Genomic DNA, 16,065 nt, shown 5'->3' on the forward strand with positions numbered 1-16,065 from the left:
GAGAGCGTAAGCGCCTGCTTGGCGCGGTGCCGAACCGGTGGACGAATGCCACCCGTTGGCGAAATCACGGAAAAAACTGACGACGATGCCCGGTCAAATCGACGTCCGATGGACCTCATGGACTCGCCAGCCTGCCAGCGATCCCAGATCTCAGACCGCTGAACCGCAGAATAATAGATGCTACGTCGCCGCTTCATGCCCACACTCCATCTTTTGCTAAAAGATTAGAGTGTTGCACCGACCGGTTGAGTCCACCGGGCATAGCGGACATCGAGTATGACGCACTGCCTTCAGCATAACTGCAACCATTCCCGCACCGAATATCCTCGATAGATGCCGTCGCGCTTACCCGGTCGCCCACGAGCCCAAAGGGCCCGAGAAACCGAAGGGGGTGCTGCACGCAAAAAGAAAGGCCGCCTGCGTTGCCACAAGCGGCCCAGGTCAGGGAGGAAACGCCCGAGGAGGGCAGCGATAGCGGGAGCACTACCGCACAGCCTGTAGATAAGACGATCGCGACTGGCGGCTCAATTGAACGTCGGTAAACGTCGGGCATCCAAACGGATGACCCACCGATACGAAGGTTTAAGGCGCTCGCCATCCCCGGTCTCGCGCCAGCGCTTCACGCATCACCGCAACCTCGATGCGGCGGCTGAGGCTCGGGCGCTGCCCGTTTCGCCCGGCATCGACAAAGCGGCGGGCGCCGCCGGCGTCGAGCACGAAACGCGGCAGCGCGCCTGTCATGTCGGTGTCACGGACCAGCGCGAGCTTGGAGTTGTCCAGGATCAGCCAGGCGCCGTCGACGCGCGCCGCGGCGACCGCATGATCCTCATCGTGGGACAGATTGTGCAGGATGACGACCTTCACGTCGTCACGTGAGACGCCCGCCGCGAGCAACGCGGCATATTTCACAATCGCGTAGTCCTCGCAGTCGCCGCGATGGGTTGCGAGCGTCTCGAAAGGCGGGCTCCAGCGGTCGGCGACGCCCCACTGCGCCTGGTCGCTGGTCGGCGTGATCGCGAGATCGACGGCGCGATTGATCAGGCCGACGCGGGCAAGGCCGTTGCGACCGGCGCCTGCATCGACGATCTTCATCAGCGCCAGCGCCGCGTCGGGACAGGCCTCGCCGGCCCGGCAGCGCGCCAGCACGTCAAGCTCAGCCTCGATATCGGCCGCGACCCCACGCCATTTCGCGCCGACCTGTCCGGCAACGGGCTCGGTCGTCAGGCCGAACAGCGGTGCGGGCTCATGAACTCTCCAGGAAACACGAGACACAGGTCCAGCAGGTATCACGGATTCGCGATCACCCGCATCGCCCGCGGTCAGCTGCGATTGCGGCGCAACCCGCGACAACGCAATTGTCGCGATGATAAGGCAAACGGAGACGACCACGCGTACTGCGCCAAGATGCCACTCCGGTGCCTTCCGCCTTGCCTTTGCCATGTTTCGATCGCCATACAAAACAGTACGGTGCCGTTTAGTTCGACGGGCGCCGCCCTTCATCAAGAGAGCTCGTCATGCCGGTCGCCCGATATTTCGTTGTTGTCGGAGGCACGCTCCTTGCGCTCCTGTTCGCGGTAAACTGGTACTTCGCCGAAGGACCTGTTGGTTCCTCGACGCTTCCTGTGGAATACGCGCCCGCACTGCCGCAGGCCGAGGATTTAAACATCCGCATCCATTCCGACCACAGGTGGCCGGAAAAGCTGCTGCTCGATACCGAGCTGCCGCATTAATTCCGCTGGCCGCGACAATCACACGTTACGCCCGCGACGTCATCCGAAATGGTGATGACGCCGCCCTTACTGGCGGGCTAGAGGACGGCCTACAGCCGCCCGTTCGCTTACCGCTTGGGGGCTACCGCCCCCCGCAAAGCGCCGCCCTGCGGTGAGCTGCAACACGTCGCGTGCATGGCTCCGCGTCGCCCGCTCCCTGCCCGCCTCAATCCGCCAACTCAATGGGCCAACTCAATGGGCCATGGCTGGCGCCGCACCCGGCTTGACGTTGCGCAAGGAGAGCGCGAGCGGAACGGCGCAGAGCGAGACCAGCATCAACACCCAATAGACGTCGATATAGGCGAGCAGCGCCGCCTGCGCCTGGACGGTCTGTCCGATCCAGGCGATTGCCTGGCTCTGTGCCTGCGCCAGCGACGCCCCATGCGCGGCGAAATAATTCGTCATCTGGTGCAACGTGTCCTGATATTGCGAGCTCGACGGCAGTGCGTGCTCGACCAGCCTCACCTGGTGAAACTGCTCGCGATGCTGCAAAACGTTGGCCGCGAGCGACACGCCGATCGAGCCTCCGGTATTGCGCGCGGCGTTGATCAGGGCCGACGCCTGGTCGGTCTTGTCGGGCGGAATGCCGTCATAGGAAGCCGCCATGATGGAGAGAAAGATCAGCGGCAAACCGATGCCGAGCAGCATGCGCGACGACGCGAAGAACCAGAAGCCGACATCCGCATAGACGCGGGTGAGATCGTACATGGCGGCGGCGACCACCAGCGCGCCTGCGATGATCATGTATTTCGGCTGCACCTTCCCCGAGAGGCGGCCGACCACGAACATCATGAGCATGGTGACGAGCCCGCCCGGCGACAGCACGAGGCCCGCCCAGGTCGCGGTGTAGCCGAAATTCTGCTGCACCATCTGCGGCAGGAGTTGCGTGGTGGCGAGCAGGATCATGCCGGTCGCCAGCATCACCAGGAAGCTTGCGCCGAACTGGCGCGAGCCGACCATGCGCACGTCGATCATCGGGTTTTTCCGGCTCATTTCCCAGGGGATCATGAGCACGAAGGCCGTCGCGCAGATGACGGCGACGGCGACGATGAAATGCGAGGAGAACCAGTCATCCTCGAGGCCGCGGTCGAGCATGAGCTCGAGCGCGCCAAGGAAGGTCGCGACCAGCACGAAGCCGATGATGTCGAAGCTGTGCCCAGCGGCGATCAGCCGCCGCCGCTCCGCAATTGCCGCTTCCGACTCTTTCAGAACCAGAGCGATCAGTCCGATTGCGATTACCCCGACCGGGCCGTTGATGAGGAAGCACCAGTGCCAGGACAGATTGTCCGACAGCCAGCCGCCGAGCGTTGGCCCGACCACCGGCGCGACGACCACGGCGACGCCGAACAGCGCGAAGGCCTGGCCGCGCTTGGCCGGCGGGAACGAATCCGCGAGGATCGATTGCGACACCGGCACCATGCCGCCACCGCCGAGCCCCTGCAAAATCCGGAACAACAATAGTGACTGCAGATTCCAGGCAAAGCCGCACAGCACCGAGCTGACCGTGAACAGTGCGAGGCACGTCAGAAAGAAGGCCTTGCGGCCGAAACGCCTTGCCAGAAAGCTCGAGGCGGTGAGGATGATGGCGTTCGAGACGAGATAGGTCGTCACCACCCAGGAGGCTTCGTCCTCGGAGACACCCATGCCGCCCGCGATATAGGGCAGCGCCACATTGGCGATGGTGGTGTCCAGCACCTCCATGAAGGTCGCAACCGCGACCAGTACGGCAATCAGCCAGGGATTTGTCGTTGCGCCCTGTGCCGCCGAGCCGCTGGCGGTGGTGGCGCGGCCGCTCATAGCGCGCTCCGCAAACGTTCATAGAGCGATGGCGCGGGATTGATCCGCACGCTCGGCACCACCGACATGCCCGGCCCTAGCGCCACGTCGGCGGGCGGATTGTCCATCACGATCTTGACCGGCACACGCTGCACGATCTTCACATAGTTGCCGGTGGCGTTTTCCGGCGGCAACAGCGAGAAGGCCGGACCCGATCCGCTCTGCACGCTATCGAGATGACCGCGGATGGCGCGCTCCGGATAGGCGTCGATCCTCAGCGTCACCGCTTGCCCGGGCCGCATGTGATCGAGCTGGGTTTCCTTGAAATTTGCGGTGACCCAGAGGTCGTCGGGCACGAATTGTGTGAGCGCAGTGCCCTGGGCTGCGAATTGGCCCTTCGCCGCGCCGAGATTGACGACACGGCCGGCCTGCGCGGCGATGACGGTCGTATAGGACAGATTGAGCTGGGCCTGGTCGCGCTGCGCTTCGGCCTGCGCGAGATTGGCGTCGGCGTTCTCGCGCTGGGCTTTCAGCGACTCCAGCTGGCGCTTCGCCACCTGCAAGGCGGCCTGCGCGCTGGTCAGCGCGGCCTGCTGCTGGCGCAGCTGCGAGCTATATTGCTGCTCGTTCTGCACCGTGCCGGAGCCGGTGCGGGCGAGATCCTGGTAGCGCTGGGCCTGCTGCTGGGCGAAGACGAGGCCTGCCTGCGCCTGGTCGACCTGCGCCTCGCCGGAGGCGATCTGCGCCTGTTGCACGTCGAGCTGGGCATCGATGTTCTTGATGGCGGCCTGCGCCGCATTGACCTGCGCCTCGGCCTGCGCCAGCGCGATCCGATAGTCGCGCTGGTCGATCTGCGCGATGACGTCGCCGGCGTTGACATGCTGGTTATCGGTGACGGGCACGGCGGTGATATAGCCCGAGACTTTCGGCGCGATGGAGAACTGCCGCGCCGCGATGAAGGCGTCGTCGGTGCTCTCGAAGCGCGCAGCATAGTCGTAATAGAGATAGCCGAGCGCAGCCAGGGCCGCGAGTGCAAGGCCACCGAGCAGGGACGCGAAGGGATGCCCGCGCAGGAGGCCCTTGCGCGGCGCGGCCGGCTGATCCGTTCCCTCGCCTTGCGGAGCTTCGCGTTCGCCGGGCCGTTCCACACGGCGCTCAGCGGGTTCGTTAGGACCGGTCTTTCGACCACGAAATGGAACCGGCCGGGAAGCATCTTCGGCCTCCTGACCGCGCCAGTCCTCCAGTGCCCGTTCCCGCGCCAATTTGGCGCCATCGGGAGCACTCCCGGGCACCGGGCCTTCGGCGGCAGGGGCTGCATGTTCGGCCATGCTACACTCCACAACAAAACGAAACCGTTTCGTTTTTTAACGTAGGTGAAAATTCGTATGGTGCAAGGGGGAATTGACGGCGCTTCATTCGAAGCCGTCACGAACCAGGACAAATCGCGCGGAACGGCTCGATTTTCGCGAAAACGGATCCAGGACCGGGCGAACTCACAGATTTTGCATTGTTCCCAGTAACGCAGTGACAACGACGCAGGTACACCGACGTTCCGTCAGCGCACCTGCCCGTCCTGCCGGGAACCTCGGCGCGCGTCAGCGCCCGACCAGATGCGGCCCTCGCAAACAGATGCGAGCCGCGAACCTTGATCGCGCGCAACGGAACCTGCGTTCGAAGCCAGCTGAGATTTTTGCCGGATGGTGTCGTGCTCAACCCACGGCAAATCGCGCCAGCGCCTTGCGGTCGATCTCGATGCCGAGCCCCGTTCCGTCGGGCACGCGGACGATGCCGTGATCATGCTCGATCGGCCGGATCAGGATCGCCTGGCGGATCGGATGCTCGGTGCGGTCGAATTCGAGGATCGGCTCGAGGGGCTTGAGCGAAAGCGGCGTGTGCGGCGGCAGCACGGCAAGCAGTTGCAGCGAGGCCGCGATCGCAATGCCGGTGCCCCAGACATGCGGATTGTAGCGGATGCCGAAGGCCTCCGCCATGTCGGCGATCTTCTTGCATTCGGACAAGCCGCCGGCTGCACAAGTGTCGGGCTGGACGATATCGAGCGCATGCTTAACGAAGAGATCGCGAAAGCCAAAGCGGGTGAACTCGCATTCGCCGCCGGCGACGGGAATCGATAACGCCGATTTCACCGCGCGATACCCGGCGACGTCTTCCGGCGGCACCGGCTCCTCGAACCAGCCGATGTCACAAGGCTCGATCATGCGCCCGAGCTTGACCGCGGCGACGGCATCATAGGCATGATTGGCATCGACCATCAGGGCCACCCGCGGCCCGATCGCCTCGCGCACCGCGCGCGTGGTGGCGGCGTCCTCATGCACGCCGAAGCCGACCTTCAGCTTCACCGCGGAAAAACCCTCGGCGACATAACCGGCCGCCTCCTCCGCAAGATAGGCAACCGGATCACCCGATTTGCGCCGGTAGAGCCCGGTCGCATAGGCGGTGACCTCGGTACGCAACGCGCCGCCGAGCAGTTGATGCACCGGCACGCCAAAATGGCGGCCCTTGATGTCCCACAGCGCAATGTCGATGCCGCTGAGACCCTGGATCACCACGCCCTTCTGGCCGTGATCGCGCAGCCGCCCATAAACCATCTGCCAGAGATAGTCGGTGCGCAGCGGATCCTCGCCGATCAGCCAGGGCGCGATGCTCTCGACCACGGCGGCCGTCATCTTTGCCGGACCGTAGCATTCGCCCCAGCCGACGAGGCCGTGGTCGGTCTCGATCTCGACCAGCATGGCGGTGCGGCTGTCGTACCAGGCGCGCGAATAGGCGAAGGGCTGCGACAGCGCGGCCTGGAGGATGTGGGTGCGGATGGCTTTGATTTTCATCGCGGGTTCTCGTGCGTGTTGCTTTTCTTCGTGCCTTTTTCGTGCTCTTTCTCGCGACCCTGCCGCAAGGCGCCTCCCGCGCCCCGGCTCGCATAGTAACGCAAGTCACGGCGGTCGTCGCAAGGCCGTGAACATCGCCGAAGCTTCGTGAAATCGTCGCGACCACGCTTTTTATGTATGATGCGGTCATGAGACATCTGCTTTATCGGGCCTCGGTCGCCCTCACCTTCGCCTGCTCCTTCGTATCAACATATTCCGCCCGCGCCGATAAAGCGCCGGTGGAATTGCGCATCCTTGCGATCAACGATTTCCACGGCAATCTGAAGCCGCCGCCCGGCGGCATCCGCATCAACGATCCCAACGACAAGACCAGGAAGATCACCGTGCCGGCCGGCGGCGCGGAGACCATGGCGAGCCTGGTGCAGCAGCTGCACGAGGGTCACAAGAACACGATCTTTGTCGCGGCCGGCGATTTGATCGGCGCGAGCCCGTTCTTGTCGGCGATGTTTCACGACGAGCCGACCATCGAGTCGCTGTCGATGATGAAGCTTGCGATCTCGTCGGTCGGCAATCACGAGTTCGATGAGGGCAAGGATGAGCTGCTCAGGATGCAGAACGGCGGCTGTCATCCCGAAGGATGCAAAGGGCCGCATCCGTTTGCCGGTGCGGCGTTTCACTATCTCGCGGCGTCCACGATCGACAAAAGCACCGGCAAGACCGTGTTCCCACCTTACGAGATCCGCGAATTCGACGGCATTCCCATCGCCTTCATCGGGTTGACGCTCAAGGGCACCGCCGACATCATCTCGCCCGCCGCGTCACAGGGCCTCGAATTCCGCGGCGAGGCCGATACGGTGAATGCGCTCATTCCCGAACTGAAGGCGCGCGGCGTCGAGGCCGTCGTGGTGCTGATCCATGAGGGCGGCTTTCCGACCGGCGACTACAATGAATGTCCCGGTATCTCCGGCCCCATCGTCGATATTGTGAAGAAGCTCGACCGTGCGGTCGATGTCGTGATCTCGGGCCACACCCATCAGGCGTATAATTGCGAGATCGACGGGCGTCTTGTCACGTCAGGGGACAAATACGGCACGCTGGTCACGGCAATCGATCTCAAGCTTGATCCGCAGAGCCGCGACATCATCAGCGCCAAGGCCAACAACAACATCGTGCGCATCGGCGCGTTGCCCAAGGACCCCGAGCAGACCGCGCTGATCGAAACTTACGAGAAGCTCGCCGCGCCGATTGCCAACCGCCTCGCCGGCACTGTGTCCGCGACCCTGTCGCGCGTGCCCAATGCGGCCGGCGAGAGCACGCTCGGCGATGTCGTTGCCGATGCGCAGCTTGCCGCCACGCGCGACGAGGTCAATGGCGGCGCGGTGATCGCCTTCACCAATCCCGGCGGCATCCGCACCGATATCGACAAGCACGATGATGGTGTCGTCAGCTTTGCCGATGTTTTCGCGAGCCAGCCGTTCCGCAACCAGCTGGTGACGCTGACGCTCACAGGCAGCCAGATCAAGGCCATGCTGGAGCAGCAATGGCGCGACCCGACGCGGCCGCGGGTGCTGCCTGTCTCCAGGGGCTTTGCGTATGGCTACGATCCGGCCAAGCCCGACGGCGAACGCGTCGCAGCCAGTTCGATGAGGTTGAATGGCGTACTAATCGACCCTGCCGCGTCTTATCGCGTCACCGTCAACAACTATCTCGCGCTCGGCGGCGACGGCTTCACCGTGCTCAAGCAGGGCTTGAAGCCGCAATTCGGCGTCTATGACGATGAGGCGCTGTTCGCCTACTTCCGGAAAAGCAGCCCGGTCGGGCCGCCCCCGTCAGATCGCATCACGCAAGGCAATTGAGACGGCGGCCCATTTCACCTCCCGAAACCCTTTCCCGGCGGGGCCTGACCGCTTAAGTTAGCCGCTTGTCGCAAGCGCGCGGGACCGCGCTTGCGAGGGAAGGATTTTTCATGACCACGCTGCTGCTCAGCCACCCCGCCTGTCTCAACCACGCGACGCCTGCGGGACATCCCGAGCGCGCGGACAGGTTGCGTGCGGTCAAGGAGGTGCTGTCGGAGGAGCGCTTCAACGCCCTGGTGCGCAGCGAGGCGCCGGAAGGCTCGCTCGACCTGGTCACGCTCTGCCACAATGAGGACTATGTCACGGAGCTCCGCCACATCGCGCCCGACCAGGGCCTGATCTATCTCGATGGCGACACCTCGATGTCGCCGGGCACCTGGGAAGCGGTGATGCGCGGCGTCGGCGGTGCGGTCAAGGCGACCGAGGCGGTGATGAATGGCGAACACAGCAACGCCTTCGTCGCGGTCCGCCCGCCCGGTCACCACGCGGAGACCGCGCGCCCGATGGGCTTCTGCTTTTTCGACAATGCCGCGATCGCCGCGCGCCACGCGCAGCGCAAATACGGCATCGCGCGCGCGGCGATCGTCGATTTCGACGTGCATCACGGCAATGGCACCCAGGAGATCTTCTGGTCCGATAAAAGCGTGATGTATTGCTCGACCCACCAGATGCCGCTGTTTCCCGGCACGGGCGCAACTGGCGAGCGCGGCGAGCATGACACCATCGTCAACGCGCCGCTTGCCTCCGAAGACGGTGGTGCGCAGTTTCGCGCCGCGTTCGAGCGACGCATCCTGCCCCATCTGGAGAAATTCGCCCCCGAGTTCCTCATCATCTCGGCCGGCTTTGATGCGCATTACCGCGACCCCCTCGCCTCCCTCAACCTCAAGGCTGAGGATTTCGGCTGGGTGACGCGCAAACTGATGGACCTTGCCGACAGGAGCGCTGGCGGACGAATTGTCTCGGTGCTCGAGGGCGGCTATGATCTGCAGGGTCTCAAGGAATCGGTCGCAGCCCATGTCACTGCTCTGATGGGGTGACCACCCCGGCGGGTCCTTGAAGTTCCCGCCACATTCCGTCCGCAGTAATCTCCTTTAACTTCAGCGGCAGGTTCCGCGCGTATTCTTTTGGGAAGGCAGCATGGCCGAAAATATCCAGGCAGACGTCAAGCAGCTCAGTTTCGAGCGTGCGATCGAGGAATTGGAAACGATCGTGAAGCGGCTTGAGGATGGCAAGGTGCCGCTGGAGGAATCGGTGGCGATTTATGAACGCGGCGAAGCGCTGAAGCGGCGCTGCGAAGAGCTGTTGCGCCAAGCCGAGGCGCGGGTCGAGAAGATCACCACCGACGCAAGCGGCCAGGTCAGCGGCACCGAGCCGCTCGACGTGCAATAACAATCTTGACGGCGAGGGCGCGGTGAGCCCTTGCTGCTCTGCGTTGCAATTGAAACAGCATTGGCGGCAAATCCGCGCAGCCAAGAAGCGAATTAGCTCTTGGCCAAAGATGCGGCCTGCTATAGTGCCCTCGTCAGGGCCTGACCATTAGGTCCTGCGGCCGCAGCGACCTTCACCTCTTCGAAAGGGAGACGTGAACGGCACCAGCGACGGCTTTCGTCGAAGGGGGTCAGCCGGTCTCGTGCGCGTTCATCATCGCCACATCATCTATGTGCAGGGATATGACCCGCGCGGGCTGGCGCAATACTACCGCATGTTCCGCACCGAGCTGCGCAAGTTTTCGCGGCTCTATCAGCTCACTGCCACGATCGGCCGTCCGACTAGCTCATCCGACGACGAGCTCGCCTCCTGGAGCATCGAGACCAGGGCGGAGGACTGGCAGACCCGCACGACCTACGACTTCTTGCGTTTTGAGGATTTCATCCAGCACGACCTCGCGCAGCCGATCTGGCGCACGGTCTTCCAGGCGGTGTTCATCTACTGGCGACTGGTGTGCAACGGGACCATGGCACGCTTCACCCGGGCCAGTTGGCGCTTTGCGACCTTCATCACCTATCCGCATTTCGTGCTGCTGCTGCAGGTCTTGTGCATCGCGACATTCGCGTTTGTGTTCGAGAAAGGCCTTGATGCGCTCGGGCTGCCAAAGGCGCTCAGCATCGCCGCGGCCTTCGCGCTGTTCGTCGCGCTGCTCGGAGCCATGCTCAAATATACCGAGCAGCGTACCTATGTGCTTTACCTCCTGTGCGACTGGATCTGGACCTGGGATCTCGCGCACCGGCAGCGCGCCGAATGGGACCGGCGCATCGACCGCTTTGCCGCCCACCTCTGCAAGGTGGCGCGCGAGAGCGACGCCGAGGAGATCGTCCTGGTCGGCCATAGCTCGGGATCGTTCCTGGGCACCGAAATCCTGGCGCGCGCCTTGAAGCTCGATCCGGCGCTCGGCAAGCACGGGCGGCGCATCGTCCTTTTGACCCTCGGCGGAAATTACCCGATCATCGGCTTCCACAGGGCGGCACAATACTTTCGCGAGCATTTGCGCGAGCTTGCGGTCGAGCCTTCGATCGACTGGGTCGACTGCCAGGCGCGCAAGGACGTGATGAACTTCTTCCAGCTGGACCCGATCAAGAGCCACGGTATCGACGTCGGGAGCGCGCAGCGCAACCCGACCATCGTGCCGGTCCGGTTCCGGGAGACCATCAAGCCGGAACATTACAACCTCTGGCGCTGGCAATTCTTCCGGGTGCACTTCCAATTTGTGATGGCCAATGAACGGCCGCATCCATATGACTTTTTCATGATCGTCTGCGGTCCCATCCCGTTGCGCGAGCGTATTGACCACATGGATGCCGCCCTCGCCGTGGCCACCGGTAATGCCGAAGCGCGGTACGAGGCTTGGAAAACCCTCGAATCTGCCGTACGCGCCGCTCCCGAGGCTGCCCGACCCGCCCCCATGGAACCATCTGCCCACCACAGCGGTTAAGCCGTTCGCGCCCATGGGTATTGCCTGGGCGGTTGTCCAGCCCTCCCTTGGCATGCCGCTGGTATGCCTCACGGGTTGGCTTTGCGACGAAGTTTGGTGTAAAGCTGTCCTATGCATGGGCGCCTGCAAAGGATGGGCCGCCGCCGTACGGCGAGGCTAATCCGTTGCAAAAGCTCAAGAAATGGCTGAGGCGGGCAAAGCCGGCCGAAGTGACCTACATCACACTGACCGTTCCTGGGGCGCAGCTAAGACTTTGAATCGGGATCGTGCCCGACGCGACCAACACCGCGAGGTAAGCCTCTGCTGCGCCGATGATACTGTCCACCCTTCTCCTGCCGGAGCTTGAAATTCCGGCATGCAAAATTGGAATCACGCCGTGACCGTATTTAGTCAAACGCCGCTTCTCGACACCATTCGCACGCCGGACGATCTGCGCCGGCTCAAGGTGGAGCAAGTACGGCAGGTCGCCGACGAGCTGCGCCAGGAAACCATCGACGCCGTGTCGGTGACGGGCGGGCATTTCGGCGCCGGCCTGGGCGTGGTCGAGCTGACCACCGCTATTCATTATGTCTTCGACACCCCGCGCGACCGCCTGATCTGGGACGTCGGTCACCAGGCCTATCCGCACAAGATCCTGACCGGCCGGCGCGACCGCATCCGTACGTTGCGTACCGGTGGCGGCCTCTCCGGGTTCACGAAGCGGAGCGAAAGCGATTACGATCCGTTCGGCGCAGCGCACTCCTCGACCTCGATCTCGGCCGGCCTTGGCATGGCCGTGGCGCGCGACCTCTCCGGCGGCAAGAACAACGTCATTGCCGTGATCGGCGACGGCGCGATGTCGGCCGGCATGGCCTACGAGGCCATGAACAATGCCGGAGCGATGAATTCCCGACTGATCGTGATCCTCAACGACAACGACATGTCGATTGCGCCTCCTGTCGGCGCGATGTCGGCCTACCTGTCGCGCCTCTACTCCGGCAAGACATACCGGACGCTGCGTGAGGCGGCGAAGCAGATCAACAAGCGGCTGCCGAAGGTGTTCGCCAACCGCGCCAACCGCGTCGAGGAATACTCCCGCGGCTTCATGATGGACGGCGGCACGCTGTTCGAGGAGCTCGGCTTCTATTATGTCGGCCCGATCGATGGCCACAATCTCGACCACCTGCTACCGGTCCTCAAGAACGTCCGCGACATGGAGACCGGACCGATCCTGGTTCATGTCGTGACGCAGAAAGGCAAGGGCTATCCGCCGGCGGAGGCCTCCGCCGACAAGTACCATGCCGTCGTCAAGTTCGACATCGCGACCGGCACCCAGGCCAAGGCCAAGCCGAACGCGCCCGCCTATCAGAACGTTTTCGGCCAGAGCCTGGTCAAGGAAGCCGAGAAGGACGACAGGATCGTCGGAATCACCGCCGCCATGCCGTCGGGAACCGGCATCGATATCTTCAACAAAGCCTTCCCGGACCGCACCTTCGACGTCGGTATCGCCGAGCAGCATGCCGTGACCTTCGCGGCGGGTCTCGCCACTGAAGGCTATAAGCCGTTCTGCGCGATCTATTCGACCTTCCTGCAGCGCGGCTATGATCAAGTCGTCCATGACGTTGCGATCCAGAGCCTGCCGGTGCGCTTTGCCATCGACCGCGCCGGTCTCGTCGGCGCCGACGGCGCAACACACGCCGGTTCCTTCGATAACGCCTATCTCGGCTGCCTGCCCAACATGGTGATCATGGCGGCGTCCGATGAGGCTGAGCTCGTGCACATGGTGGCAACCCAGGTCGCGATCAACGACCGCCCGAGCGCCCTGCGCTACCCGCGCGGCGAAGGCCGTGGCGTGGAGATGCCGGAAGTCGGCATTCCCCTCGAGATCGGCAAGGGCCGCATCATCCGCCAGGGTTCCAAGATCGCGCTCTTGTCGCTCGGCACGCGCCTTGCCGAATGCGAGAAGGCGGCCGACGAGCTTGCCGCGCATGGTCTCTCCACCACCGTCGCCGATGCGCGCTTCATGAAGCCGCTTGACGTCGAGCTGGTGATGAAGCTCGCGCGCGACCACGAGATCCTCATCACCATCGAGGAAGGCTCGGTCGGCGGCTTCGGCTCCCATGTGCTGCAGACGCTCACCGACAACGGCGCGCTCGACAACGGCGCGCTGCGGGTGCGCGCGATGATCCTGCCCGACGTGTTCCTCGACCATGACACGCCGGCGGCGATGTATGCCCGCGCAGGCCTGGACGCCAAGAGCATCGTCAAGAAGGTGTTCGAGGCGCTTGGCAGGGACTTCAAGACCGAAACCGTCAAGCTCGCCTGACCGGCGGGCTCAACCATGCAAGTGTATCTGGCAGGACCGGACGTGTTCCTGCCGGATGCAGTTGCTATCGGCCGGCAGAAGACCGACATCTGCGCCCGCCACGGCTTGACCGGCCTCTATCCGCTGGACAATGCGGTCGACCGTTCGGCCGCCGACGCCTCGCTCGCCATCTTCAAGGCCAATGAGGCCATGATGGATGCAGCCGACGCCATCATCGCCAACCTGACGCCGTTCCGCGGCGCGGGCGCCGACCCCGGCACCGTGTACGAGCTCGGCTATGCAGCGGGACGCCGAAAACTCTGCCTCGGCTATTCCAATGATCCCGCTGTCTATGCCGACCGCGTGCGGCGGTTGACTGACGTTATCTCCCGCAACGGCCACTTAGTCGATGCGGACGGATTGACGGTTGAAGATTTCGGCCTCAGTGACAATCTCATGATGATTCATGCTCTCGAGAGCTATGGCTGCGCGCTGGTGACGCCGCGGCAACGGCTTGCGGATATCTGGCACGACCTGACCGCGTTCGAGGCATGTGTGCGGCTCGCGGCCGAGCGGCTTGGTGCCACCCGGCCCTAACTCGGGTTGAGACGATGTCGGCTCCGCGCAAACGCATCGATACGCTGTTGGTCGAGCGCGGCCTGTTCGAGAGCCGGGCGCGGGCGCGCGCGGCCATCGAAGCGGGTCTGGTGGTCGCCAATGACAGGCAGGTCGCAAAGCCCTCCGAAACCGTTCCGACGGACGCCGTGCTGCAGGCGCAACCGGCGCATCCTTACGTCTCGCGCGGCGGCGTGAAGCTCGCGGGCGCGTTGGAGCGCTACCCTATCGATATCGATGGCCATGTCTGCCTTGACGTCGGCGCCTCCACCGGCGGCTTCACTGAGGTGCTGCTCGCCAACGGCGCCGCCCTCGTCTTCGCCATCGATGTCGGGCACGACCAGCTGCATCACTCGCTGCGCGGCCATCCCAGGATCGTCTCGATGGAGCAGACCGACATCCGCAAATACGAGGGCAAGCGCCTGCAGGCGCGCCCCGATGTCGTCACCATCGACGTCAGCTTCATCTCGCTGAAGCACGTGCTGCCGGTCGCGCTGTCGCTTGCCGCGGCTCCCATGCATCTGCTCGCGCTGATCAAGCCGCAATTCGAGGCCCTGGGCCAGCATGGCAAGGGCGGCATCATCCGCGACGCGGCCGTGCACCGCCGAGTTTGCGACGACATCGCGTCCTTTGCCGCCTCGCTCGGCTGCACCGATATCGAGGTGTTCCCCTCGTCAATTTCCGGCGGCGACGGCAACGCCGAGTTCTTCCTCGGCGGCCGGCGTGGTTGAACGTCTCCTCATCGATCATGTCGGCCATCGCGGTGACGGCGTCGCGTTCGCAGGTCAACAGGCGATCTATGTGCCCTACACGCTCGGCGGCGAGACCGTCGAGGTCACCGACCTACCCGGCCATCATCCCGATCGCCGCCGCCTCCTCAACGTCGAGAAACCGAGCCCCGAGCGCATCGCGCCGTTCTGCCGGCATTTTGGCGTCTGCGGCGGTTGCGCCATCCAGCATTGGGAGATTGAGCACTATCGTGCCTGGAAGCACGCACTGGTGGTCGAGGCGCTCAAGCAGGCCAAGCTCGACTGCGCGGTGGCGCCGCTGATCGATGCCCACGGCAAGGGCCGCCGCCGCATCACGCTGCACGCGCGGATGGGGACGCATGAGGTGCTCAAGGTCGGCTATGCCGCGGCATCGACCCACGACATCGTCCCGATCGACCGCTGCCCGATTCTCGATCCTGCGCTCGACGGCGCGCTGGAGGCCGCCTGGGCACTCGCCGAGCCATTGATCGCGAACGGCAAGCCGCTCGATATCCAGGTCACCGCGACCGACAACGGGCTCGATATCGACATTCGCGGCTCCGGCCCGCTCAAGCCGGCAACCGTCGCTTCGCTGTCGCGCATCGCCGAAAAACATCGCCTGGCGCGGCTGACGCGGCACGGCGAGCTGGTCTTGATGCGCAGCGCACCGACGGTGAAAATGGGCGCGGCTACGGTGCCCCTGCCGCCGGGCTCGTTTTTGCAGGCAACGATCGCCGGCGAGGAAACGCTGGCCGCGCTGGTCGCGGAGCATTGCGGCCGCGCCAAGCACATCGCCGACCTCTTCTGCGGCGTCGGGCCGTTCGCGCTGCGCCTTGCGGCGCGCGCGCGGATCACCGCCTTCGACAGCGACGCAGCCGCTATCGCCTCGCTGCAGAAGGCCGCACATGCACCGGGGCTGAAGCCGGTCAAGGCCGAAGCACGCGACCTGTTTCGCCGCCCGCTGGTGCCGCAGGAATTGCGTGAGTTCGACTGCGTCGTGTTCGACCCGCCGCGCCAGGGCGCGCAGGCGCAGGCGGAAAAGCTTGCGGCGAGCCGAGTGCCGGCGGTGGTCGCCGTGTCCTGCAACGCCGCCACCTTCGCCCGCGACGCCCGCCTCCTGGTCGATGGCGGCTACCGGCTCGAGGCGGTGACGCCCGTCGACCAATTCCGCCACACACCGCATGTGGAGCTGGTGGCGCGGTTCAGGCGCTGAGCACCGTCCGTTATCGGATTGACGAGATGTT

13 protein-coding genes are annotated in these 16,065 nt (G+C 64.2%); 9 read left to right on the forward strand and 4 right to left on the reverse strand.

All coding sequences use genetic code 11. From position 1 onward, the window contains the following. Nucleotides 1–582: 582 nt before the first annotated feature. Nucleotides 583–1,440, reverse strand: a complete 858-nt coding sequence (locus A3AI_RS45040) for a transglutaminase-like cysteine peptidase (protein WP_024513587.1) — start codon at nt 1,438–1,440, stop codon at nt 583–585. Nucleotides 1,441–1,514: 74 nt separating this feature from the next. Here A3AI_RS45040 and A3AI_RS0100010 point away from each other — a divergent pair, with 74 nt between their 5' ends. Beyond that, nucleotides 1,515–1,730: a hypothetical protein gene (locus tag A3AI_RS0100010; RefSeq protein WP_024513588.1), complete on the forward strand. Its 216-nt coding sequence runs from the start codon at nt 1,515–1,517 to the stop codon at nt 1,728–1,730. Between the two features lie 231 nt (nt 1,731–1,961). Here A3AI_RS0100010 and A3AI_RS0100015 read toward each other — a convergent pair whose 3' ends face one another. The 3 genes from A3AI_RS0100015 to A3AI_RS0100025 all read right to left on the reverse strand — a co-directional run bounded on the left by A3AI_RS0100015 (nt 1,962) and on the right by A3AI_RS0100025 (nt 6,388). Next, entirely contained in the window at nt 1,962–3,566 is a 1,605-nt protein-coding gene (locus tag A3AI_RS0100015; protein ID WP_024513589.1) for a DHA2 family efflux MFS transporter permease subunit, read from the reverse strand. Beyond that, complete coding sequence (locus tag A3AI_RS0100020) at nt 3,563–4,873, reverse strand: HlyD family secretion protein (protein ID WP_024513590.1); 1,311 nt, start codon at nt 4,871–4,873, stop codon at nt 3,563–3,565. The genes A3AI_RS0100015 and A3AI_RS0100020 overlap by 4 nt, the downstream gene beginning before the upstream one ends. Nucleotides 4,874–5,254: 381 nt before the next feature. Continuing rightward, nucleotides 5,255–6,388 carry a mandelate racemase/muconate lactonizing enzyme family protein gene (locus tag A3AI_RS0100025; protein ID WP_024513591.1) on the reverse strand — a complete coding sequence of 378 codons (1,134 nt, stop codon included), beginning with the start codon at nt 6,386–6,388 and terminating at the stop codon, nt 5,255–5,257. 188 nt (nt 6,389–6,576) lie between these two features. Between A3AI_RS0100025 and A3AI_RS0100030 the strand changes: the two genes are divergently transcribed. The 8 genes from A3AI_RS0100030 (at nt 6,577) to A3AI_RS0100065 (ending at nt 16,034) form a co-directional block, all read left to right on the forward strand. Further along, entirely contained in the window at nt 6,577–8,244 is a 1,668-nt protein-coding gene (locus A3AI_RS0100030) for a bifunctional metallophosphatase/5'-nucleotidase (protein ID WP_024513592.1), read from the forward strand. Between the two features lie 110 nt (nt 8,245–8,354). Continuing rightward, nucleotides 8,355–9,281 carry a histone deacetylase family protein gene (locus tag A3AI_RS0100035; RefSeq protein WP_024513593.1) on the forward strand — a complete coding sequence of 309 codons (927 nt, stop codon included), beginning with the start codon at nt 8,355–8,357 and terminating at the stop codon, nt 9,279–9,281. A 100-nt stretch (nt 9,282–9,381) separates the two neighbouring features. Continuing rightward, nucleotides 9,382–9,633: an exodeoxyribonuclease VII small subunit gene (locus tag A3AI_RS0100040; protein WP_024513594.1), complete on the forward strand. Its 252-nt coding sequence runs from the start codon at nt 9,382–9,384 to the stop codon at nt 9,631–9,633. 193 nt (nt 9,634–9,826) lie between these two features. Then, nucleotides 9,827–11,173 carry a hypothetical protein gene (locus A3AI_RS0100045; RefSeq protein WP_036047226.1) on the forward strand — a complete coding sequence of 449 codons (1,347 nt, stop codon included), beginning with the start codon at nt 9,827–9,829 and terminating at the stop codon, nt 11,171–11,173. Nucleotides 11,174–11,528: 355 nt separating this feature from the next. Further along, nucleotides 11,529–13,478, forward strand: coding sequence for a 1-deoxy-D-xylulose-5-phosphate synthase (dxs, locus tag A3AI_RS0100050; protein WP_036047228.1), 1,950 nt, complete (start codon nt 11,529–11,531; stop codon nt 13,476–13,478). A 15-nt stretch (nt 13,479–13,493) separates the two neighbouring features. Further along, nucleotides 13,494–14,054, forward strand: coding sequence for a nucleoside 2-deoxyribosyltransferase (locus A3AI_RS0100055; RefSeq protein WP_024513597.1), 561 nt, complete (start codon nt 13,494–13,496; stop codon nt 14,052–14,054). A gap of 14 nt (nt 14,055–14,068) precedes the next feature. Then, a complete protein-coding gene (locus A3AI_RS0100060; RefSeq protein ID WP_024513598.1) occupies nt 14,069–14,803 on the forward strand; it encodes a TlyA family RNA methyltransferase in 735 nt (244 codons plus the stop codon). After that, entirely contained in the window at nt 14,796–16,034 is a 1,239-nt protein-coding gene (locus tag A3AI_RS0100065) for a class I SAM-dependent RNA methyltransferase (protein ID WP_024513599.1), read from the forward strand. The genes A3AI_RS0100060 and A3AI_RS0100065 overlap by 8 nt, the downstream gene beginning before the upstream one ends. Nucleotides 16,035–16,065 lie beyond the last annotated feature (31 nt).

The sequence above is a fragment of the Bradyrhizobium sp. Tv2a-2 genome (genome assembly GCF_000472425.1).
Taxonomy (GTDB): domain Bacteria; phylum Pseudomonadota; class Alphaproteobacteria; order Rhizobiales; family Xanthobacteraceae; genus Bradyrhizobium.